Raw genomic sequence first — 20,167 nt, forward strand, 5'->3', positions numbered from 1 at the left:
CTATAGTGCCCTCGCCGTCACTCATCCTTCAACGAGGCTATGCATGTCAGCTGATTTTCATCATCTATTGCTGGTTTTCACGGTCTACGTCATCGGTGCGGCAAGTCCAGGGCCGAGCAATATGCGCATCATGGGGGTTGCCATGCAGCAAGGCAGGCAAGCCGCCCTATGCTTGGCGGCAGGAGTGGTGAGCGGCTCACTGTTCTGGGGCTCCCTTGCCGCCACGGGCATATCTGCTGTCCTGGCCGAGTACGCGAAAGCGCTGATTGTCATGAAGGTTTTGGGGGGAGCTTATCTGCTTTTCCTCGGTTTCAAAGCTGCTCGTTCTGCACTCAAGACCGATGAGCAACTTGAGAAAGGTGCTGCTACCCAATCGTCTAAAATAACCGGCTTCAAGCTGTACCAACGTGGCCTGCTCATGCATCTGACCAACCCCAAGGCACTCCTTGGCTGGGTCGCCACCATGACGCTTGGCTTGGGCCCAGAAGCTTCGCAATGGACAGTTTCCCTCATTTTGGCGGGCTGCGCGGTACTCAGCATCACCATCTTCTGCGGCTATGCAATGGCCTTCTCAACTGCGCCCATGATTCGTGCTTACCGGCGTGCGCGCCGATGGATTGAAGGTTCGCTTGCAATGGTTTTCGGAGCTGCAGGGCTTAAGCTGTTGTTAACGAGGACCTAATGGAGGCGAAGCGGTATTTTTTCTCTTCGCATCCATTGTCAGCTTTTCTCACTTCAGCCCATTGGACAGAAATTGTTGGAGGCGTTCGCTGTGTGGATTCTCCAGAATTTCTGCCCCGCCCTGCTCCTCGACTCGGCCCTGATGTAAAAACAGTATCTGGCTGGAAACCTGTCGCGCAAAACCCATTTCGTGCGTGACCATCAGCATGGTGCGCCCCTCCTCAGTCAGCTTCTGTATGACTTTGAGGACTTCCCCGACAAGCTCCGGATCCAGTGCTGAAGTAGGTTCGTCGAACAGAAGGATCTCCGGCTCCATGGCCAGTGCACGAGCAATCGCCACCCGCTGTTGCTGGCCGCCGGAAAGGAACGCCGGGTATTGCTCCGCCACGCGCGCCGGCAGACCAACTTTGTCCAGATAACGCCGAGCACGCTCCTCAGCATCCTTTTTGCTGACACCCAACACCCGGCGCGGGGCCATGGTGATGTTTTCCAGCACAGTCATATGGCCCCACAGGTTGAAGTGCTGGAACACCATCGCCAGACGGGTGCGCAGGCGTTGCAGCTCGGCATCGTCGGCCATGTGCATGCCATGGTGGTCCTTGACCATGCGAATCGACTTGCCGTCCAGGCTCATGGCTCCGTCATTGGGGGTTTCGAGAAAGTTGATGCAACGCAAGAAGGTGCTTTTGCCCGAGCCGCTGGCGCCGATCAGGCTGATGACATCACCGGTTTTGGCGCTCAGAGAAACGCCCTTGAGCACTTCGTGGTTACCGTAACTTTTGTGCAGGTCTTCAACGGTCAATTTGTACATGTGCGCAATCATCCTCTAAGGGAAAATGGGTCGCGGTTGCGTAGGCGTCACAACCGGCAACAAAGTCCGTGGCCTGATCCAGCCATAGGGAGTGCCAAGCCCCTAGTGAGCCGGGCCCAGAAAAGCCAACCAATGACGTTCGGCGATGCGGAACAGACCGATCAGCGCAAAGGTGACCATCAGGTAGATCAGCGCGGTAACGCCAAAAGATTGAAAGGTCAAAAAGGTCGCCGAGTTGGCGTCGCGAGCGATTTTCAGGATATCCGGAACGGTTGCGGTGAAGGCCACCGTGGTCGAATGCAGCATCAGGATCACTTCGTTGCTGTAGTAGGGCAAAGAGCGGCGCAGAGCCGAAGGCATGATCACATAGGCATAGAGCTTCCAGCCCGTCAGGCCATAGGCCTTCGCGGCTTCGACTTCGCCGTGGGCCATATTGCGAATCGCTCCGGCGAAGATCTCCGTGGTGTAGGCACAGGTGTTCAGGGCAAACGCGAGGACGGTACAGTTCATCGCATCACGGAAGAACATATCGAGCACCGGTTGCGCACGGACCGCGGCCAGGCTGTAGATCCCGGTGTAGCAGATCAGCAACTGGATATAGAGCGGCGTACCGCGAAACAGATAGGTATAGAACTGCACCGGCCAGCGCAAGTAACACTTGGATGAAACCCGGGCAATGGACAGCGGCACCGAGACCAGAAAACCGATGAGGATCGAGGCGCTGAGCAACCACAGGGTCATGGCCAGGCCGGTGATGTGGTAGCCGTCGCTATACAGGAAAGGCTTCCAGTAATTGTGCAAGAGTTCAATCATCGTACAGCCTCCCGGGAACCGGTTGCGTAATGCCGTTCGAGCCACCGCAGGACATAGTTTGATGCACTGGTGATCAGCAGATAGACACCCGCGGCCAGCACCAGGAAGTAGAACAGTTGATAGGTGCTTTTACCGGCGTCCTGAGCAGCCTTGACCAAATCCGCCAAGCCGATGATCGACACCAGCGCAGTGGCCTTGAGGATCACCATCCAGTTATTGCCGATGCCTGGCAGAGCAAAACGCATCATCTGTGGGAAGACCACGAAGCGAAAACGCTGAGCGCGGCTCAAGCCATAGGCAGTGGCTGCCTCCAACTGCCCACGGGGCAAGGCGAGCATCGCCCCACGAAAGGTCTCGGTGAAATAGGCTCCGTAGATAAAGCCCAGGGTGATGACCCCCGCACCGAACGGATCGATTTCAATGTATTCCCAGTCCAGCGCCACGGTGACAACGGTCAACCCGGTTTGCAGACTGTAGAAAATCAACAGCATCAGTACCAAGTCCGGCACCCCGCGAATCATTGTGGTGTAGAGCTGAGCCGGGATCCGCAGCAGTTTGACACTGGAGAGTTTGGCACTGGCGCCGATCAGGCCGAGCAGAACGCTCAAAATCAGCGATAGTATCGATAACTTGACGGTCATCCAGGTGCCTTCCAGCAACAGAGGACCGAAACCCTTCAGGCTATACATGGAGAGCCCGAGCGTCTGTAACAGTATTTCGAACATGATTCAGTGACCTATAGCGATAAAAAAGCGCCCGTCCCGGGGGACGGGCACCGGGGCCTTACTTGCCGCTGTAGAGATTCAGATCGCCGAAGTACTTTTTCTGGATCGAATCGTAGGTACCGTCATCGTGTAACGCCTGGATGCCTTTATCCAAAAAGGCCTTGAGGTCCTTGTTGCCCTTGGAGATACCGATAGCTGTTTTGGCTGGCAGCAGCTCACTATCAACTGGCGGGCTGACTTCGTAATCGACGCCTTGTGGCAAATTCAAAAAGCCCAGCTTGGCTTGCAGCATGTCCTGGATCGCTGCGTCGAGACGGCCAGAAGTCAGGTCGTAGTACACCTGATCCTGGTTCTGATAGGCCTGGGTTTTCACGCCGGCCTTGTCCAGAACGGCTTTGGCATAGGCCTCCTGGATGCTGCCTTGCAGGTAGCCTACACTCTTGCCCTTGAGCGAAGTGACCTCCTCGCTCAGGCCCGAACCTTTCTTGAACACGTAAGAAGTTGGCCCAGAGAACAGCTCAGTCGAGAAATCGATAACTTTCTCGCGTGCTGGGGTCACCGTCATGGAAGAGAGCACACCGTCGAACTTGTTGGCCTTCAGGCCTGGAATCGTGCCGTCAAAATCACTCTCGACCCATGTGCACTTGACCTTCAGTTCGGCGCAGATTGCGTTGCCCAGATCGATATCAAACCCCGTGAGACTGCCGTCGGCCGCTTTGGACTCGAACGGTGCGTAAGAGGCATCAACGCCAAACCGCAGTTCTTTGTATTCCTTGGCCAGCGCGACATCGGCGCACAGAGGAAGAAGCACTAACACGGAGAGCTTTCGAAGCGAAATCATATGAGAATCCCTAGATATTGTAATTTGATTTAAGGGCAGTTAACAATTTGACAGCATTGACCATAGTATTATTGGCGACTACTTTAGCCCGTGAGACGACGGTCGTATTTTATTAGCGCCCCACCCATTCACAGGTAGTTGGCACGCACTTTTTTGAGCGTTCAGCAGCCGACTAATTGCGTCATATTTTTATTCAGTCACGACAAGGACCTCACTCTCCTGTTTGGATACTGAAATACTACGCCAATGCACCGCCAGCCCAAATATGGCAAACCGATCAATATTGTGAGCAAAATGCTCACCACAGAGAGCATTTTGCTTGATTCAATATTATTGAATGATGAGCGTTATTAACGCTTCAAGGGACTGGAGTCATCGGACATGCGCAATGCACTCATTTTGAAAGCCGACGATAAATAAATAACCAGGAAGGATAGTGAGATCGCGCGGCCAACTCTTATCTAGCTGATTCACGCTTGACCTAGAGAAAATCAGAGATAACCATGAAAAACCTTAAGCCGAAGCCAGTTTCATCATTACAAGACCGCTGATGATTAAAATAGCAGCGATCACACGCATAAGGCTGGCGGGCTCGCCCAATAGCATTATACCGACGGCAAACGCACCCACTGCACCAATGCCTGTCCAGATTGTATAGGCCGTACCGAGCGGCAGGCTTTTCATCGAAAATGACAGAAGTGCAAAACTGGCTACCACCATTACCAAGGTAACAATGGTCGGTCCTAGCTTCGTCATGCCTTCAGATTGCTTCATCGAAAAAGCCCAAACAACCTCAAGCAATCCCGCAAAAATCAAACACACCCAAGCCATGTATGGCCCTCCAATGAAAAAGTCCGGTGCAACCAGGACGGATTTGGCATTTATCGCGTTAAGCCCCTCTTGGACAGCTCAGATGATGTGATTCCATCAACTTCAAAAAAAGCCCCCTGGTACGGGGGGGGCAAAGAGGGTTAACCATAAAGACCCATGTTTCAGCGGTGCTTCACACCTCAAACTGAAGCCCTCGGTATGAGGGATGCCTCAGTAGGGGTGTTCAAATCATTTGAATGTCTCGTCCAAGGCGATGGAAATATCTTTGATCAAGTCATCCGGATCCTCGAGCCCAACCGAAAACCGGAGGTGACCGTAGGTACGGAACTCTTCAGGATACTTGTCAAAGCCGCCTCGGCCTTCTGCCCCCACATGAACGATCAAGGATTCATCGTGCCCCAGGGATACCGCGGACGTGATGATCCGCAGATTCGAAACAAACCGATTCTGGGTGTCTGGATCACCTTTGACAGCAAAGGCCATCATCGCTCCGTAGCCGCGGCCCGCGAACTGCCGACGGGCTAACTCATGCTGCGGATGGGATGGCAGACCGGGGTAGTACACATAGGCAATACGTTCATCGGACGCGAGAAATGCAGCCAATTTCTCGGCTGAACTCAGATGCTGCTTCAATCGCAGAGGCAACGTGACAGAACCCCGCATGATCATCCAGGCGTTGAACGGAGAGATGATTGCACCGAGATCAACAAGAGCTTCGTGCTTGATTTTAGTAATCAGTTCGGTGGAACCGATAACCACCCCGCCCATGGAGTCTCCATGACCGTTGATGTATTTGGTCAGCGAGTGGACCACCAGGTCTGCGCCATGCTTGATGGCCTGGAAAAATGGAGGGGGGGTAAAGGTTGCATCAATGGAAGCCAGTGCTCCATGCGCATGAGCAATCTCAACGATCGCGGCGACATCGGCCACTTTTGTCGTCGGGTTGGCAATGGTCTCGGTATGGATCAATTTGGTATTAGGCCGGATCGCTTGGCGGACCGCCTCCAAGTCACCCATATCGACAAATGAGGCCTCAATGCCATAACGCTCCGGAAGAAGCTCAGCAAAGAGACGCCAGACGGCCTCATAGGTGACATCGCTGACAAGGATATGATCACCACTTATCAAAAAGGTGAAAAATATCGAATGGAGTGCCGCTACCCCAGTAGCAAATGCAACCGCCGCTTCACCGCCTTCAAGCGCTGCAAGCTTTTTCTCCAGACACACCTGGTTATGACCCTGATTTCGTGTGTACACGAGGCCGTCCGGACTGGACCAGTCCATCGTTGATGGATCGTCCGGAAGCAGATAAGAGTTGGCCATCACCAACGGAGTGCGGACCGCCCCCGTAGTGACATCAATGACATTACCGCCATGAACAGCCAGAGTAGCCACCGATAGCGTTGCCAGATTTTTCTTGTCGGGACGCATAGCTAAATCCTCTTCAGTTACTGTGTTTTTATGTTTTTGACTCTGAAGTTGAGCACAAAAATTTGACCGGACCCTTCCGGACAGAAGGGCCTTATCGAGGATCAGAGCGCGTCCTCTGGATAACTATCTATCCCGGGTGACTATCAAGCAGCACCGTTCAAACAAATAACCTTTGGCTGCGTCATGTCCTCATAAGCAAAGCGTACGCCTTCGCGGCCCATGCTTCCGTATTTGAAGCCGCCAAACGGCATCGCATCAAAACGATAGTCGGATGAGTCATTAATCATCACGCCGCCGGCTTCAAGTTGCTTGGCAGCTTTCATGGCAACCTTTAAATTGCTGGTAAAAATACCAGCATGCAAACTGTATTCTGGGCCATTGGCCAGTGCCAGTGCCTCATCAAGCGAATCCACAGGTTGAAGAATAACGACCGGACTGAATACCTCTTCGTACCACACCTTACAGTTCTGGCTTACATTCTCCAGAACTGTGGGTGAATACAACGAACCGTGGCGTACGTTGCCAATCAACAAGTTGGCCCCGTTATCAATAGCCTCATTGACCACTTCTTCGCTACGTTTTGCTGACGTTTCAGTGATCATTGGGCCAACATCCGTTCGTTCGTCAGCCGGGTCCCCGACGACTAAAGCACTTGTCTTCTCAACAAAGAGCTTTTTGAAGGCGTCATAGATCGTTGCTTCAATCAGAATTCGTTGAGTACCGATGCAGTTTTGGCCAGCCGCCCAGAATGCCCCTGACACGCAAGACTCAACCGTTTCGTTCAGGTCACAGTCAGCCATCACGATGACTGGGGCATTGCCGCCGAGATCCATTGCCAATTTCTTGAGGCCGGCGTTGCGGGAGATCTGCTCACCGGTCACAAAACCGCCCGTGAAGGAAACCATACGCACCGCACGATGGGCGACGAGCGCCTTGCCCAAAGCCGACCCACCCGTGGCGATGGAAACAACCTCGGTAGGCAGGCCCGCGGCATTGAGGCAACCGACCAACTTGATGGCTGATAACGGCGCGAGTTCCGAGGGTTTGAGAACAACAGCATTGCCGCCAGCGATCGCAGGCCCCAACTTATGGGCTACCAGGTTAAGAGGGTCGTTGTACGGCGTAATCGCAACAATCACCCCCAGTGGCTCACGGGTGAACCAGCCTTGGCGGGACTCCGATCCAACATAAGCGTCGAATGGGATGACTTCGCCGGCATTGCGTTTGGCCTCTTCGGCAGACAGTTTCAACGTGTTGACGCAGCGCAGAACCTCTTTCCTGGCTTGCTTAAGCGTCTTTCCAGACTCTGCAACGATCAGACTGGCGAATGCCTCTTTATCGAGCTCAACCAGGGCCGCCGTTTTTTCCAGGATCCGAGCACGTTCATGCCTCGGCAACTCCCTGGCCATTTGTGCGCCTAGCTTTGCTGTCTCAATGATCATGGTGGCCGATGACGCCGGAATATCGGTCACCTCACCGACCGTCGAACCGTCATAAGGGCTCAAGACTGTTATGGCTTTATAATCAGCAGCAAGCGAAAGACTCAAGCTATTCATGATCATTTACCTGTCTTGATTTTTTTCTTATGAATGCTGACGATGTCGGAAAGCAATGCAAAGGCCGTTTCATATCGACCGGCACCCGCCCCCGAAACCGTTACGGGGCCGAGAATATTGGTGCTGAACGTAATTGCATTGGTGGCGCCACTCACACCTGCCAACGCATCATCCAGGGGTAATAATTGAGGACTCACCGAGGCTGAAACGGAGCCATCCTTCAACTTTTGAGCACTACCAATCAGTTTCCAGCGAGCCTTCGACTTTGCGGCCTCGGCAATATCGTCGGCAGTGATTTGCGAGATGCCTTTGCACGACACATCACTCGGGGTCAGCTTGGCACCGAGGAACTCGTTCGCCAGAATCACGACTTTGAGGCGAACATCATGCCCCTCCACGTCTGCCGTTGGGTCAGCTTCTGCGTAACCCAGCTCCTGGGCTTTAGCGACGGCATCTGCGAAATCGAGACCCGTTTCCATGCTGGACAGTACGAAATTCGATGTACCGTTCAAAATCCCTTTGAACTCGGTGATTTCCGCACCAGCGAGTAACTCCTGAGCCAGGCGGATGACTGGAGTACCGCTCATCACCGAGCCTTCGAATTCGAAATTCGCCCCGGTGCTTTCGGCTAGTTTTTTCAGACTCTCGGCATGCAACGCCACTGGCCCCTTGTTGGTCGTGACGACGCTGATGCCTTTTTCCAGAGCCCAGCGACAGAAGGTGGTGGCGGGCTCACCGTCCACAGGATTGGTGAAGGTGGCTTCAGCAACAAGATCAGCGCCCGAGAAGCGGATTACGGTCTCATTGGCAGGTTCAGCACTCCCTGTTGGCAGAGTGCGGAAAGCGCCTTTGGTCGCTGGAACAGCGGCCAGTTCCTTGGCATTCAAACCGTTCTTGTCGATGATGGACCCCAGGAAAAGATCACTGACCCCGACAATCTTCAGCGTAAAACCCAACTCATGAGCCCAACGCTCGTTCTTATCGGCAATGAGTTGAGCTAAAGCACGGTTGACGCCGCCAAAGCCAAGCAGAGCAATTTTATATTCAGTCACGACAAGGGCCTCATTGTTATGTTTTCGGTACCGAAATATTAAGCTGCTGCTGTGCTCATCCGAATATGGCAAACCGACCATTATTACGAGCAAAATGCTCGCAGCCGAGGCATTTTGCCTTTTAACGCGTCACTTGGTACAAGACAGAACAAACGACGTGACCGTATTAAGAACCCCCGGCAATGCTGAAATATCATTCCACACCCGGTGAATACGGTCCGAACTGCTGGCTTCGACTGTCAATACGATATCAAGGTCTCCACTCATCACGTTGCATGAGATAATTTCAGGTATTGCCACAATTGAACGCACCACATCCGCACCACGCATCCGGTCTTTTCGATACACAAAGATCAGGGCATTAATAGGGCCCACCTCGGAGGTCGGCGCGCCTTTTACAATGGTATAGCCTTTTATATATCCATCCCGCTCCAACCGTTCAATTCTGAGCCTGACGGCATTTCGAGATAAATTGACCTTCAGCGCAATGTCGTTATGAGCAAGCCGCGCATTACGCGTCAACTCTTCCAGTATTTTTTCATCGACCTTATCTAAAACGCGCTTCATCTCTGACTCCAGGCCTATCGCGAGCGAGACATCGTGTCTTTGGATATATCCTTGATGACTTCCATAAGGATGCCGACATCATTGGGAATTGAAATACATAGGTCGTTGGACAGGGGTTGAGCACTCGCCCCTTTGATCGGAAGGGGCACATCCGCTTCTGCAAGGACTGAGGCTGCTGTTGCCGGATGGGTAGTTGCCAGGCAGATCATGGGGATCAGCAAACTGCGCCTGCTGACGCGGGCCGCTCGCAATCCAATCGCCGTGTTAGGGCTGATCAAATAGCCATTTTGAACAAATACTTCATGAATACTACGAAACGTTTCTGCGTCCTCGACCGCCAGAGAATCAAACAGCTTGCGTGCTTCCAGCCACTCATCCCTCTCCAATTGAATCTGGCCATTACCCTCCAGCAGCTCCATATTCCGCGCCACTTTGTCACCGCATCGATTGAGGATGCTCCATTGCAGCCGCTCAAAATTCGAGGCCAACGACACATTCATGCTGGGCGTCTTGGTATTGCAGATCTCTGTCCGGCTATAAAAATTGGACTGTAAAAATTTATGCAAACCTGCGTTGGCATTCGTGGCGACAATCAATTGCCTAATGGGCAGCCCCATCTCTCTCGCAATATAACCTGAATAAAGAGCACCAAAATTTCCGGTGGGCACGCTGAAGGCAATTTCTCTTTTGGGTGCGCCCAACTGAAGGGCCGAATAGAAATAGAATGTAAGATGCGCAAGCACCCGAACCCAATTTATTGAGTTAAAAGAAATCAGTTGCTGGCCGGTTTCATTTTTTCCTCGCAGGATATTTTCACAGAGTCGATGACAATCCGAGTAATCACCCTCGACAGAAATATTAACGATATTCCCTTCTGCCGTGGTCAATAAACGACGTCGATGCTCCTCCGTGGTTCCTTTGGAAGGATGCAGAACAATCACTGTTACGCCATCCATACCATTGAAGGCTTTTATAGCCGCGGCCCCTGTATCTCCGCCGGTGCAACCGATGACCAGCGCGTTCTTACCTGACTTTGTCAAGGTGTACTCAACCAGGCGCGACATCAATTGGAGACCGAAGTCTTGATAAACGCCCGCCGGGCCATGGAACAGTTCTAAAACCCACTCGTTGCTGGCCGTTTGGTAAAGTGGAGCAACCGCTTTACTTTTGAAGCGTTCAAATGTTTCCTCAAGCATTCGAGACAGCTCATCTTGAGGGATGTAATTGCCCATGAAAGGCTCGATTACATGACGTGCCAGCTCATTAAATGGCAACCACTCAAGCTTCAGAAGGTCCTCTTTTTTGAAGCGAGGCACCTTATGTGGCACAAAAAGCCCTCCATCCGGGGCATAAGCGCCCATCAGGACCTCGCTGAATTCGAACTCTTTACCAGGCGTCCGTGTGCTGACGTACTTCATGATTTGAGACACCCTCTCGCCATCTCTGAGCACTGCCATCTGTCCCCGAGACGGTGCCCTACTGAAATTCACTGCTACTGCGGGCCTTTCCCGGGCAATGCCGGGACCTTCTGAGGGGACTGAACGAGGTTGTTCTCATCAGCAAGCGCAATATGGATCGGTGTCTCGCACACCGTCCGTGTCAGGCTGGATGGGTTTGCTCATCGGCCCTGAAAGCTCCTATCACCGCCCATTCAAACTATCACCCATTGACTAAAAAAGTCAATATAGTGACTATTCCGCCTGTCCAGTTGCGCCTAGCCACCTGCGCCTCCCTCCACGACGATCAAGGGGGACCCACCTGCTCTATCGTCAGGCGCACGCAGGGCAGCAAGAACTTTGGGAAAAACAGGAGTCTGTTATGAGTGCCTCGAATATTCTTCACCCGCTTTACAAGTACAAGTCATGGTCCGAGGAGGAGCTTTTCAAGTATTTGAAAGCTCCCGCAGCAGAGCGTTTTCCAACAGAAATGGAGAAGGCACTTTATTGGCTGGCTCATATCAACATTGTTGACCAGCTATTCATTGCCCGACTGCAAGGAGAACCCGAGGAATTTGACTCGGTAGTGACCGAAAAAAGACAAGACCTGCATCGGCTTGAAGAGAGTTTTGCGAAGGCGAATCAGTGGTTTGTTGAGTACACCCGTACAATCACTGGCCCGCAGCTGACCGAGCGAGTGGTATTTACTTTCACCGATGGGAAGTCTGGAGACATGAGTAAAGAGGAAATTCTTGCCCATGTACTTTCACATGGGCTACAGCATCGAGGCAGCGTCGCAACGATCCTGCCTCATGAGGTGCTTAAGGATCATAAAGACCATTTCACTACGTTTTTGAAACGCTAAGGCTCAGCCGTGATGAGGTGCGCCATTTTCCACATGGCACACCTCGACCAATCCAGCGTATTCGCCGCAGCCGACTTAACCCAGCTCCAGCTCGTCTATCACTGAAGCAATTCGCTGACGCCCTTCTCCACTCACCACCTTGAGCGGTAAAGGCAGGCTCGGGGAGGTGCAAAGCCCACGAATCTCCGCGGCAGTTGCCACAACACGCAAGCTCCCCCCCAATTGCCTGAAGAGCGCCCACAGAGGCTTTAGACGATCTGATAGACGTATCGCCTCCTGGACATTGCCTGACAGCGCTGCCTGGGTAATCGCCAGTGCGGTCTTGGGGAACAAGCCCCCCATGACCGAGTACCAGGCTTCGCAGCCTGCATTCAAACCCGTTGCGGCAAACGCATCACCGCTGATCCCGATAGTCACATGTTCCGGAATCAGCGCTCGAAGACGATCGACTCGTGATTTTGCCTGATCTGGCGCTTCAGGAACGCCAGGGATCTTGATGGAGCGTACGTTCGGCAAATGGGCAATACGCCCGTGGAGCTCGTCAGTGAATTCGAAATGCGTGGTACCAGGATTATCGTAGACGCACAGCGGGATGGAGATATTGGCCGCGACCGTTTCGTACAACGAGAAAACGTCTTCTGCCGATAGCTTCTGATAAGAAACCGGTGGCAGCAACAATGCCTTGACTCCGACCTTTTGCGCGTCCTCTGCCAGTAACAGGACATCCCGCGTGCGCAGGGCCCCGATGCTGACCATGACGGGGATATTCCCGGCAACCTCTACCGCCAGTTGCGTGACTCGCGAGCGCTCAGCGCGAGAAAGATACGCATAGCTGCCAGTGGATCCGAGCGCACCAATGGAATCCACTTTCGCAGCCACCAGTTGCTCCACAAGACGAATAAAGGCTCCTTCGTCTATCCCCTGCTCATTCATGGGCGTCAAAGGAAATGCGCCAAGGCCGGTAAACATGGTTCATGCCTCCCGTGTGTGACTCTGCAATTAAATCGTCACATCCGAACCAATGAGTGCGCTCTCGATCTGCGCACCTGGCATCATCAGCTGCAAGCCTTCAATCAGCTTGTCACCGGCTTCCGTCAACGCCTCAAGTGGCATGGCTGGCAGGCTTTCGAGAATGAACCACATGTGCTTTGCATCAGCGCTCAGTCGTGTTCTGACGCCTTGGCGCCAATTCCAACGGCGGCAAGTCACCCCTTTGTCGTCCCGCCAGACGACCTCACCCGAATCAGGGTACTCATGGGCAGGGGCGCCTTCTTTCACGGTGTCAAAGGGTTCGCTGCCATCAGCGACAGCAAGTCGTGGCGACCCCACATAGGCTTCGACATTCTCCCCCCCGACAGGGACGGCATACTCAATGCTGATCGCATTGTAGAGGTCTACCACCGGATCGATGCTCGGCAGGCTGCCGTCACGCAGCACCCGCTTGCGCAGCGCTTCAGCCGAACAAGGGGTACGCTGCGGTTTGGCACCGAATTTTCGGAAGAGATCCGCCCAGGCCGCCAGGTGAGCGTCCGCCCAACTGGCGCCGCCTGCCGCGACCGATTGACAGGCTCGATCCAAAGCTTCCCTGGCGATGTCCGGATTGGTAATTGGCGCAGCTTCGACCACAATGCTCAACGCTCTGAACTCAGGGGCCAGATTGGCAACATCTTGGTCGATTGACGGCAGTACGGACAGCATCAGAGAATCCCCTTGAACCCTAAATTTCATCACATGCTAGCGACCAATGACCAAAAAAGTCAATATATCGACCGAGCCAGGTGCTGATGCTCAGGCTGTCAGCGAAGCTGTAGCCCGCAAGCTCAAATATGAGCGAAAAAAGCAGAAGATCACCTTGGACGAGCTTTCTCGTCGCTCAGGTGTCAGTAAGGGGATGGTCGTCGAAATAGAGAAATGCACCGCCAACCCAAGCATCGGCATCCTGTGCAAAATCGCCGCAGCGCTAGGTCTTTCGGTGGCGGATGTTGTGAATGTGGCGGATACCCCCTCTGCCCACCTGATCGAAAGTCAGGATATACCGACCCTTTGGACCGGGAGCCTTGGAGGTTCAGCGCGGCTTCTTGCCGGGACAACCGGGCCCAACATGATTGAACTATGGCGCTGGGAGATGTTTCCAGGGGAGTCATTTGCGTCGTCAGGACACCCGCAGGGCACTTTTGAATTGTTCCACGTAGAGAAAGGAACCCTTCAATTCAAAGTAGGCGAGACAGAGCTGATCATTAATGCCGGTTGCTCCGCGGTGGCCAAAACGGACCTTCCACACGCCTACTCAAACGGCGGTAAATCCAAGCTGACATTCACTATGTCCGTCACTGAAATACATCAGTCAGCCCCAGAGATCTGAGTTTTACTGCAGCAGGGCTCAAGACGCCATCGCCCTTCCAGGAGTCGGGTTTACCTGCCGCGCTCGGCGGCAGGCATGAAGGTCATCTAGCGGTTTTTCCAGGCATCCGAAGCCGGCGCACGGGTCGCGGTAGGGATGGCAGTTACCTGCCACCCCCCCGCACAGATCCGTACGTGCGGAACTACCGCATACGGCTCCTGCCTCGGGTATGTGACGCGAAGCGATCCTCAGGGTAAGGATGTGCATTTCTGGGTCTAGGTATGTAGAGATCGGCAAGGCGTCCGTAGCGTGACCATTGAAGCCGATTTCGCTGGCTGCGACGTGTGAGGGCTTGCCGCCATAGACGGCATACCGCCAACCGAAAACCACCAAGACGTATCAGGTTTCCCGGCACCGCGTGGTAATTGAAGTATCCCGTGACCACCCGGGTAAGCCACTGACCCACGACTTGAACAGACTCGTGGCGTCGGCGTTTCAGTTCATCCCGAATGGCCCGCAGGCGAGAAGAAAACTCACCGGGCTTACGTCTGGGCCTACGGCACCACGCCATTCTCGGCACTCAGGGCCGTGGTTTACGACTTCAGCCCGAGTCGGGCGGGAGAGCATGCGCGCAACTTCCTGGGAGCCTGGAACGGCAAGCTGGTATGCGATGACTTCGCCGGCTACAAAGCTAGTTTCGAAAAAGGCATCACTGAAATCGGCTGCATGGCCCATGCCCGCCGCAAGTTTTTCGATCTGCATGTAGCCAAGAAAAGTCAGTTGGCGGAACAGGCGCTGCACTCGATTGGCGGCTTGTACGAAGTTGAACGGCAGGCCCGAGACATGAGCGATGAGGATCGTTGGCGAATACGCCAGGAAAAGGCCGCGCCGATAATCAACACGCTGCATGACTGGATGTTGGCCCAGCGCGATTTGGTGCCCAACGGCTCGGCCACTGCCAAAGCCCTCAATTACAGCCTGAAACGCTGGGTAGCGCTGACGCGCTACCTGGACGATGGGGCTGTGCCCATCGATAACAACCAGATCGAAAACCAGATACGACCGTGGGCACTTGGGCGCTCGAACTGGCTGTTCGCCGGGTCGCTGCGCAGCGGCAAACGAGCGGCAGCGATCATGAGTTTGATCCAGTCGGCACGCATGAATGGGCATGATCCGTATGCCTACTTGAAGGACGTTCTGACCCGCCTACCTACACATCGAGCAAGCGAGGTCGAGCTACTGTTACCCCAGCACTGGAGCCGTTAACCTTCCAAAGAGGCAGGTGTTGTTTGAGTCGCTCGTATTTGGCGAACGTCAATCCAGCGGGTTGAAGGAGCGGTTCATGGCTACAAGATCACCATGGCTTGGGTTCGGCCCGAGCCACTCGAAGTGCTGGGGCAGTTCATCTCTCTTTATTGCTGCCTGTCCCTTAACTGCCACCGCTAGAGCCCTGCGCATGGTTTCAGCGTCATAGTCACAGCAGTAGCACGGTGTGGACGGTTGTTGCCTCCAAGACTCTTCAAGAGAACCGCCGTCAACCGGGTCGAAGCCAGCTTGGTTCACCAGTGACATTACCGTCTCTTTGGCCTCGTGATCGTCACCCGCTACCGCTGCCGCCAGGCGACCTTCAGTACCCTCCGGAAGACCTAGCTCTGCCAAGGTATAGGCCAGCACATTGTTGAAAGCTTTAATTACAGGACGCCCAATTTGCTTAGTCACCCAGACGCTTTCCGTCATCCCTTGATCGATTTCAGCAATGTGGGGATCACGCAAGCCAGGGTAATAATTACTGGTGTCCACCACCGGGACGCTGTCAGGCACAGAGGTAAACAGGTCAGAAGGGAGTGCGCTCAACGCAGGTAGCGGTATCGACAGTACGATCAAATCCACCCCATCTACCGCGCCTCGAATATCTGCAGGTTCCGCTCCAATTTCTTCGGCGAACGCACGAACGCCGTTGACGCCTCCAGAGTTTGCGACACGGATCTCATGACCGGCAGCTCTAAGCTTACGGGCGATGGTACCCCCGATATTTCCGGTTCCGATGATGCCGATTTTCATGGCTAAACCTCGTTAATTGATTGCCTTGCACCGAGTTTAGGGTGCTCATGAGATAATGGTAAGTACACACCAAAAGGTGGGTAACTCACTTGCGAGAAAGAAATGGGACGAGACTGGAACTGCGACGATCCACAAAATCGAAGAAATTGGGCTGAGGCGACGACTGAAACTCTTCGCATACTGGAAGGGAAATGGAAGATCATCATCTTGTGCCAGCTTTTCGCGGCAAAGGGCGCGCTTCGCTTCTCGGATCTGGAGAAATTGATCGAGGGGATCAATCAGAAGATGCTGATCCAACAGCTTAAGCAGCTAGAAAAGGACGGTATCGTACTCCGGACGGTGTACCCGCAGGTGCCACCTCGGGTGGAGTATCAGCTCACGCCTATTGGCCATGCACTCGGGCCGTCAATCCAGGCGTTGATTGAATGGGCGGAGATGAGGCGCGATCACGTCTGAGCGCTATGAGTGGACTTGCCCCTACCAGACCAGACACTGCGAATAGCCTTGTCGTTATCCTTACGAAAGTCGGCGATGGTTTTGAAATCTGGAGCCAAACGGCCCGTCAGCCACATCAACTCGACGTTGCGCTGGGCCTGCTGGGTCCAGCCCGGCGTCACTGGCAGCGTCACTGGCGGCGCATAGGACAATTCGAGTAGCCACGTCCAATTTTTTGCTTGGAATGATCGCGTCCAATGCATGTTGAACATCTGGGTAGCTGGATGCCAAACGTGAAGGCATGTCTTTTTCCTGGCCCACTTTAGATGGAGTGTGAAAGACCTAAGGTTGTTTGTCTTATGCTATTTGATCCATCGGCAATGTTTTCACACAACCTGGGCCAAAAGCGGACATTTTCCACCTCACGCTCACACACGGGTATCCCCCCATACCTTTTCGCCTGCATCCAGCGCTATAGAGGCAATGGCCTATCCTGTACAACCCGCTTCATAACAAGTGTCGAAGTCAGCCGCAGCACATTGGGCAACGTCGATAGGCTTTCATCATAAAGCCGTTGAAATGCTGGCAAATCCTGAGTGATGACGTGCAATAGATAGTCCGGTTCCCCAAATAACCTTTGGGCATCGACCACCTGCGGGATGTCAACCAGTGCCGCCTCGAAAGCCTCGACAGCCTGTCTGTTCCCCTCACGCAATGTAGCAAACACCATGGCAGAAAAGTTAAAGCCCAATGCACCCGGGTCCAGCTGTGCTCTATAGCCGAGCAATACACCCGACTCTTCCAGTGCCCGTACTCGTCGATGACAAGGGGAAAGACTCAGCCCCACACGCTCGGCCAATTCGGTGACCGAAAGGCGACCGTCCTTTTGCAGCTCAGAAAGAATCTTTCGATCAATCCTATCCATCTGGAAGAATCTCCCCATCTTCAGCAATCAGATGATTATCTTTGGAAGTAAATTTTAACAGTAATTCATTATTCTTCCTCGCACCAATAATTACCGGAGCCGGACGATGCAGCACGCGGTGTGTCAGCAGCAGCAGAGGTGGGTAGCACCATGACCTTGAGCGTTTTTGTTGCCTTTTGGGCAGTGTCGATTCTATTCGTTATCACGCCGGGCGCAGATTGGGCCTATGCGATTTCGGCGGGTATGAAGGGCCGAGTCGTCATACCCGCCGTGGGCGGGCTCGTGTCCGGCCATTTGATCGCGACCGTGATTGTTGCCGGTGGTATCGGCACGCTGGTTGCGAACCACCCCACTGCCTTGACCGTACTGACCGTTGCCGGGGCGGGCTATCTGCTTTGGTTAGGTCTAAATATGCTTGCCCGCCCCGCTACGCCACACTCTGATGATGTTCAGACGTCGGGGTCCTGGAAGCGCTGGGCGATCAAGGGTCTTTGCGTGAGCGGGCTGAATCCGAAGGTGTTCCTGCTGTTCCTGGCGCTTTTGCCTCAGTTCACCGACGCCACCGCTGTCTGGTCTGTTCCGATGCAGATGATTGCACTGGGGTTCATCCACACGGTCAGTTGCGGCGTGATCTATCTGCTGGTCGGATTTGGCTCACAGGTGGTCCTGCAGGCACGTCCAGCTGCGGCTCGTTTCGTCAGCCGATTCTCCGGCGCAGCGATGATCATCATCGCGATCGCTCTGCTCACCGAGCAAATGCTGGGTTAATCCATTTTTAAACGAGGCGACACCATGACCGATCAGTCTTCACCATATGGCGGTACCTCTGACGTCTCCCAGGCACCGCGCGTCCGGATCCCCCATCTAAAACAGATGAAAGTAGAGGGCCAGAAATGGGCGATGCTCACTGCGTATGACATGTACAGCGCAGCCATCTTCGAGGAAGCGGGAATACCCGTCCTGTTAGTCGGCGACTCTGCGTCCAACAATGTCTATGGTAATGAATCCACCCTATCCATCACTGTCGACGAACTTATCCCTCTGGTTCGCTCGGTCAGCCGTTCGACACGGCGGGCGCTGGTGATCGCCGATCTTCCTTTCGGCTCTTATCAGGCCTCGGCGGAGCAATGTTTCCATACCGCCGTCCGGTTCATGAAGGAAGGCGGTGCGCATGCTGTCAAACTCGAGGGAGGAGTTGAAATGCTGCCTCAGGTCGAGAAACTCGTTCAGTCCGGCATTCCCGTCATGGCTCACATCGGCTTCACGCCGCAGATGGAACATCAACTAGGTGGTTATCGTGTTCAAGGTCGGGGCGAAGATGCGCAGCGCCTGATAGACAGTGCCAGAGCGTTTGAAGCAGCGGGTGCATTTGCTGTTTTGATCGAGATGGTGCCAGGAGATGTGGGGCGAGCGATCACTGAAGCCATTTCAATTCCTACCGTCGGGATTGGCGCAGGTAGCCAATGCGATGCCCAGGTGCTGGTCTGGCAGGATATGGCAGGACTGCGCACCGGTCGCTTGCCGCGATTCGTCAAACAGTACGCTGACCTTCGTTCAGTGCTTCACACGGCGGCAAGGGACTTTGCACTTGAAGTGGGGGCAGGAACGTTCCCAGGTCCCGAACACACATTTTAACTGCGCGGGAATCGTTATGAAGAGCCCCAGAGAACGCGCAGCTGAAGGTTTACAGATAGGCGACCGGTTCACGATATTCCGCTGTTTTTCAGATGAGGAGATTCGTCAATTTTCGCAAATTTCTCGCGACTACAATCCGGTTCACTGTGATGCACGCTATGCGCAACTGCGCAGGTTCAAGACGCCCATCGCCCATGGCCTGCTCACAGCCAGTCTCATCACTGAAATTGGCGGGCAAATCGGTTGGCTGGCGACGGGGATGAACCTTGCATTCAAACGGCCGGTTTACCCGGGAGAGTCGATCGCCTGCCACTGGCTGATCGTTGACATCGATGAACGTGGTCATGCAAAAGCCGAAGTCAGGGTACTCAACGCAGAGGGCATCACCGTGCTGGAGGCGACCACAACTGGCGTGCTCCCCGGAACCGAAGAACGAGAATGCCTCAAACAGATGCTTTCTGAAGGAGATCCTACCAACGGTGCTGCCGTCTCCATAAATTGACCGGGTGGACGATCGTGTGTCGATTTCTCAACACACTCGTAGAACAAGTGTCCCTACTCGGCTCAAGTACTGGATTGAGCCTGGGCTGTCTGAATCAGCCGCTCAATCCCGCCCATCAAAAACTGCTCAACGGCTTCGTCTACCAGAAATCCGTCCTGGACCTTGCCGGTCACGCCGCCAATCACAATCTGCGGATAGACCACCAGTTGCGCCTGGATGGCCCACAAGGTTTCATTCAGTTGTTGATGAGCCCGCACGCCACCGGTAAAGGCCGGGGAGGCGGTAAAGGTCAGCACCGGTCGGCCGCTCAGTACCGAATGGCCATGGGGGCGGGACAACCAATCCAAGGCGTTTTTCAACAACCCCGACATGCCGTGATTGTACTCCGGCGAACCGATCAACAGCCCGTCGGCCTCGGCCACCGCGGCACGTAGGGCGACCACCGCCGGCGGCGCGTGGGGGCCATCGTGGTCTTCGTTATAGGGCGGAATATCCTGCAGTCCATGCAGGCTCAGTCGCACCGAATCGGGCAACCTTTCGGCCACCGTACGCAGCACCGCCGTGTGCGCCGATTGCCGACGCAGACTGCCGGATAAACCCAGAATATTGATAGTTGCTGTCATGGATGGCATTCCTGGCGAATCGTTTGTACCCAGTCC

22 protein-coding genes and 2 pseudogenes are annotated in these 20,167 nt (G+C 54.2%); 8 read left to right on the plus strand and 16 right to left on the minus strand.

The features are described from left to right. Window positions 1-43: 43 nt before the first annotated feature. On the plus strand, window positions 44-682 hold the full coding sequence (locus AC07VG_RS02910) for a LysE family translocator (RefSeq protein ID WP_495020430.1): 639 nt from the start codon (window positions 44-46) through the stop codon (window positions 680-682). 48 nt (window positions 683-730) lie between these two features. On the opposite strand, the gene AC07VG_RS02915 is transcribed toward AC07VG_RS02910, so the two are convergent. The 10 genes from AC07VG_RS02915 to thrC all read right to left on the minus strand — a co-directional run bounded on the left by AC07VG_RS02915 (window position 731) and on the right by thrC (window position 10,726). After that, window positions 731-1,492 carry an ABC transporter ATP-binding protein gene (locus tag AC07VG_RS02915; RefSeq protein ID WP_495020431.1) on the minus strand — a complete coding sequence of 254 codons (762 nt, stop codon included), beginning with the start codon at window positions 1,490-1,492 and terminating at the stop codon, window positions 731-733. A 102-nt stretch (window positions 1,493-1,594) separates the two neighbouring features. Beyond that, window positions 1,595-2,305 carry an ABC transporter permease gene (locus AC07VG_RS02920; protein WP_495020432.1) on the minus strand — a complete coding sequence of 237 codons (711 nt, stop codon included), beginning with the start codon at window positions 2,303-2,305 and terminating at the stop codon, window positions 1,595-1,597. Further along, window positions 2,302-3,030 carry an ABC transporter permease gene (locus AC07VG_RS02925; RefSeq protein ID WP_495020433.1) on the minus strand — a complete coding sequence of 243 codons (729 nt, stop codon included), beginning with the start codon at window positions 3,028-3,030 and terminating at the stop codon, window positions 2,302-2,304. Before AC07VG_RS02925 ends, AC07VG_RS02920 begins: the two co-directional genes overlap by 4 nt. Window positions 3,031-3,088: 58 nt before the next feature. Continuing rightward, window positions 3,089-3,871, minus strand: coding sequence for a transporter substrate-binding domain-containing protein (locus AC07VG_RS02930; RefSeq protein WP_495020434.1), 783 nt, complete (start codon window positions 3,869-3,871; stop codon window positions 3,089-3,091). Window positions 3,872-4,384: 513 nt separating this feature from the next. Beyond that, the gene (locus AC07VG_RS02935; protein WP_495020435.1) at window positions 4,385-4,702 is read right to left on the minus strand and encodes a DMT family transporter; all 318 of its coding nucleotides are present in this window, start codon (window positions 4,700-4,702) and stop codon (window positions 4,385-4,387) included. 228 nt (window positions 4,703-4,930) lie between these two features. Beyond that, a complete protein-coding gene (locus AC07VG_RS02940; RefSeq protein ID WP_495020436.1) occupies window positions 4,931-6,133 on the minus strand; it encodes a trans-sulfuration enzyme family protein in 1,203 nt (400 codons plus the stop codon). Between the two features lie 143 nt (window positions 6,134-6,276). After that, entirely contained in the window at window positions 6,277-7,689 is a 1,413-nt protein-coding gene (locus AC07VG_RS02945; RefSeq protein WP_495020437.1) for an aldehyde dehydrogenase family protein, read from the minus strand. Between the two features lie 2 nt (window positions 7,690-7,691). Further along, entirely contained in the window at window positions 7,692-8,741 is a 1,050-nt protein-coding gene (locus tag AC07VG_RS02950) for a homoserine dehydrogenase (protein ID WP_495020438.1), read from the minus strand. 129 nt (window positions 8,742-8,870) lie between these two features. Next, window positions 8,871-9,308 carry an Lrp/AsnC family transcriptional regulator gene (locus AC07VG_RS02955; RefSeq protein ID WP_495020439.1) on the minus strand — a complete coding sequence of 146 codons (438 nt, stop codon included), beginning with the start codon at window positions 9,306-9,308 and terminating at the stop codon, window positions 8,871-8,873. A 14-nt stretch (window positions 9,309-9,322) separates the two neighbouring features. Next, complete coding sequence (gene thrC / locus AC07VG_RS02960; RefSeq protein WP_495020440.1) at window positions 9,323-10,726, minus strand: threonine synthase; 1,404 nt, start codon at window positions 10,724-10,726, stop codon at window positions 9,323-9,325. Between the two features lie 400 nt (window positions 10,727-11,126). Between thrC and AC07VG_RS02965 the strand changes: the two genes are divergently transcribed. Next, a complete protein-coding gene (locus tag AC07VG_RS02965; RefSeq protein ID WP_495020441.1) occupies window positions 11,127-11,609 on the plus strand; it encodes a DinB family protein in 483 nt (160 codons plus the stop codon). A gap of 75 nt (window positions 11,610-11,684) precedes the next feature. On the opposite strand, the gene AC07VG_RS02970 is transcribed toward AC07VG_RS02965, so the two are convergent. Continuing rightward, complete coding sequence (locus AC07VG_RS02970; RefSeq protein WP_495020442.1) at window positions 11,685-12,578, minus strand: dihydrodipicolinate synthase family protein; 894 nt, start codon at window positions 12,576-12,578, stop codon at window positions 11,685-11,687. Window positions 12,579-12,608: 30 nt separating this feature from the next. Beyond that, window positions 12,609-13,307, minus strand: a complete 699-nt coding sequence (locus tag AC07VG_RS02975) for a B3/B4 domain-containing protein (protein WP_495020443.1) — start codon at window positions 13,305-13,307, stop codon at window positions 12,609-12,611. A gap of 46 nt (window positions 13,308-13,353) precedes the next feature. Between AC07VG_RS02975 and AC07VG_RS02980 the strand changes: the two genes are divergently transcribed. After that, window positions 13,354-13,971 (plus strand): XRE family transcriptional regulator, encoded by a 618-nt coding sequence (locus AC07VG_RS02980; RefSeq protein WP_121131710.1) that lies wholly within the window; start codon window positions 13,354-13,356, stop codon window positions 13,969-13,971. Between the two features lie 498 nt (window positions 13,972-14,469). Further along, window positions 14,470-15,216, plus strand: a pseudogene (tnpC, locus tag AC07VG_RS02985) (IS66 family transposase); the annotation flags it as partial. Between the two features lie 48 nt (window positions 15,217-15,264). On the opposite strand, the gene AC07VG_RS02990 reads toward tnpC, so the two are convergent. Further along, entirely contained in the window at window positions 15,265-16,011 is a 747-nt protein-coding gene (locus AC07VG_RS02990) for an NADPH-dependent F420 reductase (protein WP_495003461.1), read from the minus strand. 102 nt (window positions 16,012-16,113) lie between these two features. On the opposite strand from AC07VG_RS02990, the gene AC07VG_RS02995 reads away from it, so the two are divergent. Further along, complete coding sequence (locus AC07VG_RS02995) at window positions 16,114-16,467, plus strand: winged helix-turn-helix transcriptional regulator (RefSeq protein WP_495003460.1); 354 nt, start codon at window positions 16,114-16,116, stop codon at window positions 16,465-16,467. A gap of 32 nt (window positions 16,468-16,499) precedes the next feature. Here AC07VG_RS02995 and AC07VG_RS03000 read toward each other — a convergent pair. Both AC07VG_RS03000 and AC07VG_RS03005 read right to left on the minus strand, forming a co-directional pair. Further along, window positions 16,500-16,610 (minus strand): annotated as a pseudogene (locus AC07VG_RS03000) (hypothetical protein); the annotation flags it as partial. Between the two features lie 308 nt (window positions 16,611-16,918). Beyond that, window positions 16,919-17,371: an Lrp/AsnC family transcriptional regulator gene (locus AC07VG_RS03005; protein WP_495003459.1), complete on the minus strand. Its 453-nt coding sequence runs from the start codon at window positions 17,369-17,371 to the stop codon at window positions 16,919-16,921. 150 nt (window positions 17,372-17,521) lie between these two features. On the opposite strand from AC07VG_RS03005, the gene AC07VG_RS03010 reads away from it, so the two are divergent. The 3 genes from AC07VG_RS03010 to AC07VG_RS03020 are packed head-to-tail and all read left to right on the plus strand — an operon-like array spanning window position 17,522 to window position 19,508. After that, window positions 17,522-18,139 carry a LysE family translocator gene (locus AC07VG_RS03010; protein ID WP_495020444.1) on the plus strand — a complete coding sequence of 206 codons (618 nt, stop codon included), beginning with the start codon at window positions 17,522-17,524 and terminating at the stop codon, window positions 18,137-18,139. 24 nt (window positions 18,140-18,163) lie between these two features. Further along, window positions 18,164-19,006 carry a 3-methyl-2-oxobutanoate hydroxymethyltransferase gene (gene panB, locus AC07VG_RS03015; RefSeq protein WP_495003457.1) on the plus strand — a complete coding sequence of 281 codons (843 nt, stop codon included), beginning with the start codon at window positions 18,164-18,166 and terminating at the stop codon, window positions 19,004-19,006. Window positions 19,007-19,022: 16 nt separating this feature from the next. Next, window positions 19,023-19,508: a MaoC family dehydratase gene (locus tag AC07VG_RS03020; RefSeq protein ID WP_495003456.1), complete on the plus strand. Its 486-nt coding sequence runs from the start codon at window positions 19,023-19,025 to the stop codon at window positions 19,506-19,508. A gap of 62 nt (window positions 19,509-19,570) precedes the next feature. Here AC07VG_RS03020 and AC07VG_RS03025 read toward each other — a convergent pair whose 3' ends face one another. Further along, window positions 19,571-20,131 (minus strand): NADPH-dependent FMN reductase, encoded by a 561-nt coding sequence (locus AC07VG_RS03025; RefSeq protein ID WP_495003455.1) that lies wholly within the window; start codon window positions 20,129-20,131, stop codon window positions 19,571-19,573. Between the last annotated feature and the right edge of the window lie 36 nt (window positions 20,132-20,167).

The organism is Pseudomonas sp. GW821-FHT03C07 (assembly GCF_059420925.1).

What these genes read in the sequence shown, in the direction of transcription:
- AC07VG_RS02910 (WP_495020430.1), top strand. Translation starts at nt 44, where the DNA reads ATGTCAGCTGATTTTCATCATCTATTGCTGGTTTTCACGGTCTACGTC.
- AC07VG_RS02915 (WP_495020431.1), bottom strand. Translation starts at nt 1,492, where the DNA reads ATGTACAAATTGACCGTTGAAGACCTGCACAAAAGTTACGGTAACCAC.
- AC07VG_RS02920 (WP_495020432.1), bottom strand. Translation starts at nt 2,305, where the DNA reads ATGATTGAACTCTTGCACAATTACTGGAAGCCTTTCCTGTATAGCGAC.
- AC07VG_RS02925 (WP_495020433.1), bottom strand. Translation starts at nt 3,030, where the DNA reads ATGTTCGAAATACTGTTACAGACGCTCGGGCTCTCCATGTATAGCCTG.
- AC07VG_RS02930 (WP_495020434.1), bottom strand. Translation starts at nt 3,871, where the DNA reads ATGATTTCGCTTCGAAAGCTCTCCGTGTTAGTGCTTCTTCCTCTGTGC.
- AC07VG_RS02935 (WP_495020435.1), bottom strand. Translation starts at nt 4,702, where the DNA reads ATGGCTTGGGTGTGTTTGATTTTTGCGGGATTGCTTGAGGTTGTTTGG.
- AC07VG_RS02940 (WP_495020436.1), bottom strand. Translation starts at nt 6,133, where the DNA reads ATGCGTCCCGACAAGAAAAATCTGGCAACGCTATCGGTGGCTACTCTG.
- AC07VG_RS02945 (WP_495020437.1), bottom strand. Translation starts at nt 7,689, where the DNA reads ATGAATAGCTTGAGTCTTTCGCTTGCTGCTGATTATAAAGCCATAACA.
- AC07VG_RS02955 (WP_495020439.1), bottom strand. Translation starts at nt 9,308, where the DNA reads ATGAAGCGCGTTTTAGATAAGGTCGATGAAAAAATACTGGAAGAGTTG.
- thrC (WP_495020440.1), bottom strand. Translation starts at nt 10,726, where the DNA reads ATGAAGTACGTCAGCACACGGACGCCTGGTAAAGAGTTCGAATTCAGC.
- AC07VG_RS02965 (WP_495020441.1), top strand. Translation starts at nt 11,127, where the DNA reads ATGAGTGCCTCGAATATTCTTCACCCGCTTTACAAGTACAAGTCATGG.
- AC07VG_RS02970 (WP_495020442.1), bottom strand. Translation starts at nt 12,578, where the DNA reads ATGTTTACCGGCCTTGGCGCATTTCCTTTGACGCCCATGAATGAGCAG.
- AC07VG_RS02975 (WP_495020443.1), bottom strand. Translation starts at nt 13,307, where the DNA reads ATGCTGTCCGTACTGCCGTCAATCGACCAAGATGTTGCCAATCTGGCC.
- AC07VG_RS02980 (WP_121131710.1), top strand. Translation starts at nt 13,354, where the DNA reads ATGACCAAAAAAGTCAATATATCGACCGAGCCAGGTGCTGATGCTCAG.
- AC07VG_RS02990 (WP_495003461.1), bottom strand. Translation starts at nt 16,011, where the DNA reads ATGAAAATCGGCATCATCGGAACCGGAAATATCGGGGGTACCATCGCC.
- AC07VG_RS02995 (WP_495003460.1), top strand. Translation starts at nt 16,114, where the DNA reads ATGGGACGAGACTGGAACTGCGACGATCCACAAAATCGAAGAAATTGG.
- AC07VG_RS03005 (WP_495003459.1), bottom strand. Translation starts at nt 17,371, where the DNA reads ATGGATAGGATTGATCGAAAGATTCTTTCTGAGCTGCAAAAGGACGGT.
- AC07VG_RS03010 (WP_495020444.1), top strand. Translation starts at nt 17,522, where the DNA reads ATGACCTTGAGCGTTTTTGTTGCCTTTTGGGCAGTGTCGATTCTATTC.
- panB (WP_495003457.1), top strand. Translation starts at nt 18,164, where the DNA reads ATGACCGATCAGTCTTCACCATATGGCGGTACCTCTGACGTCTCCCAG.
- AC07VG_RS03020 (WP_495003456.1), top strand. Translation starts at nt 19,023, where the DNA reads ATGAAGAGCCCCAGAGAACGCGCAGCTGAAGGTTTACAGATAGGCGAC.
- AC07VG_RS03025 (WP_495003455.1), bottom strand. Translation starts at nt 20,131, where the DNA reads ATGACAGCAACTATCAATATTCTGGGTTTATCCGGCAGTCTGCGTCGG.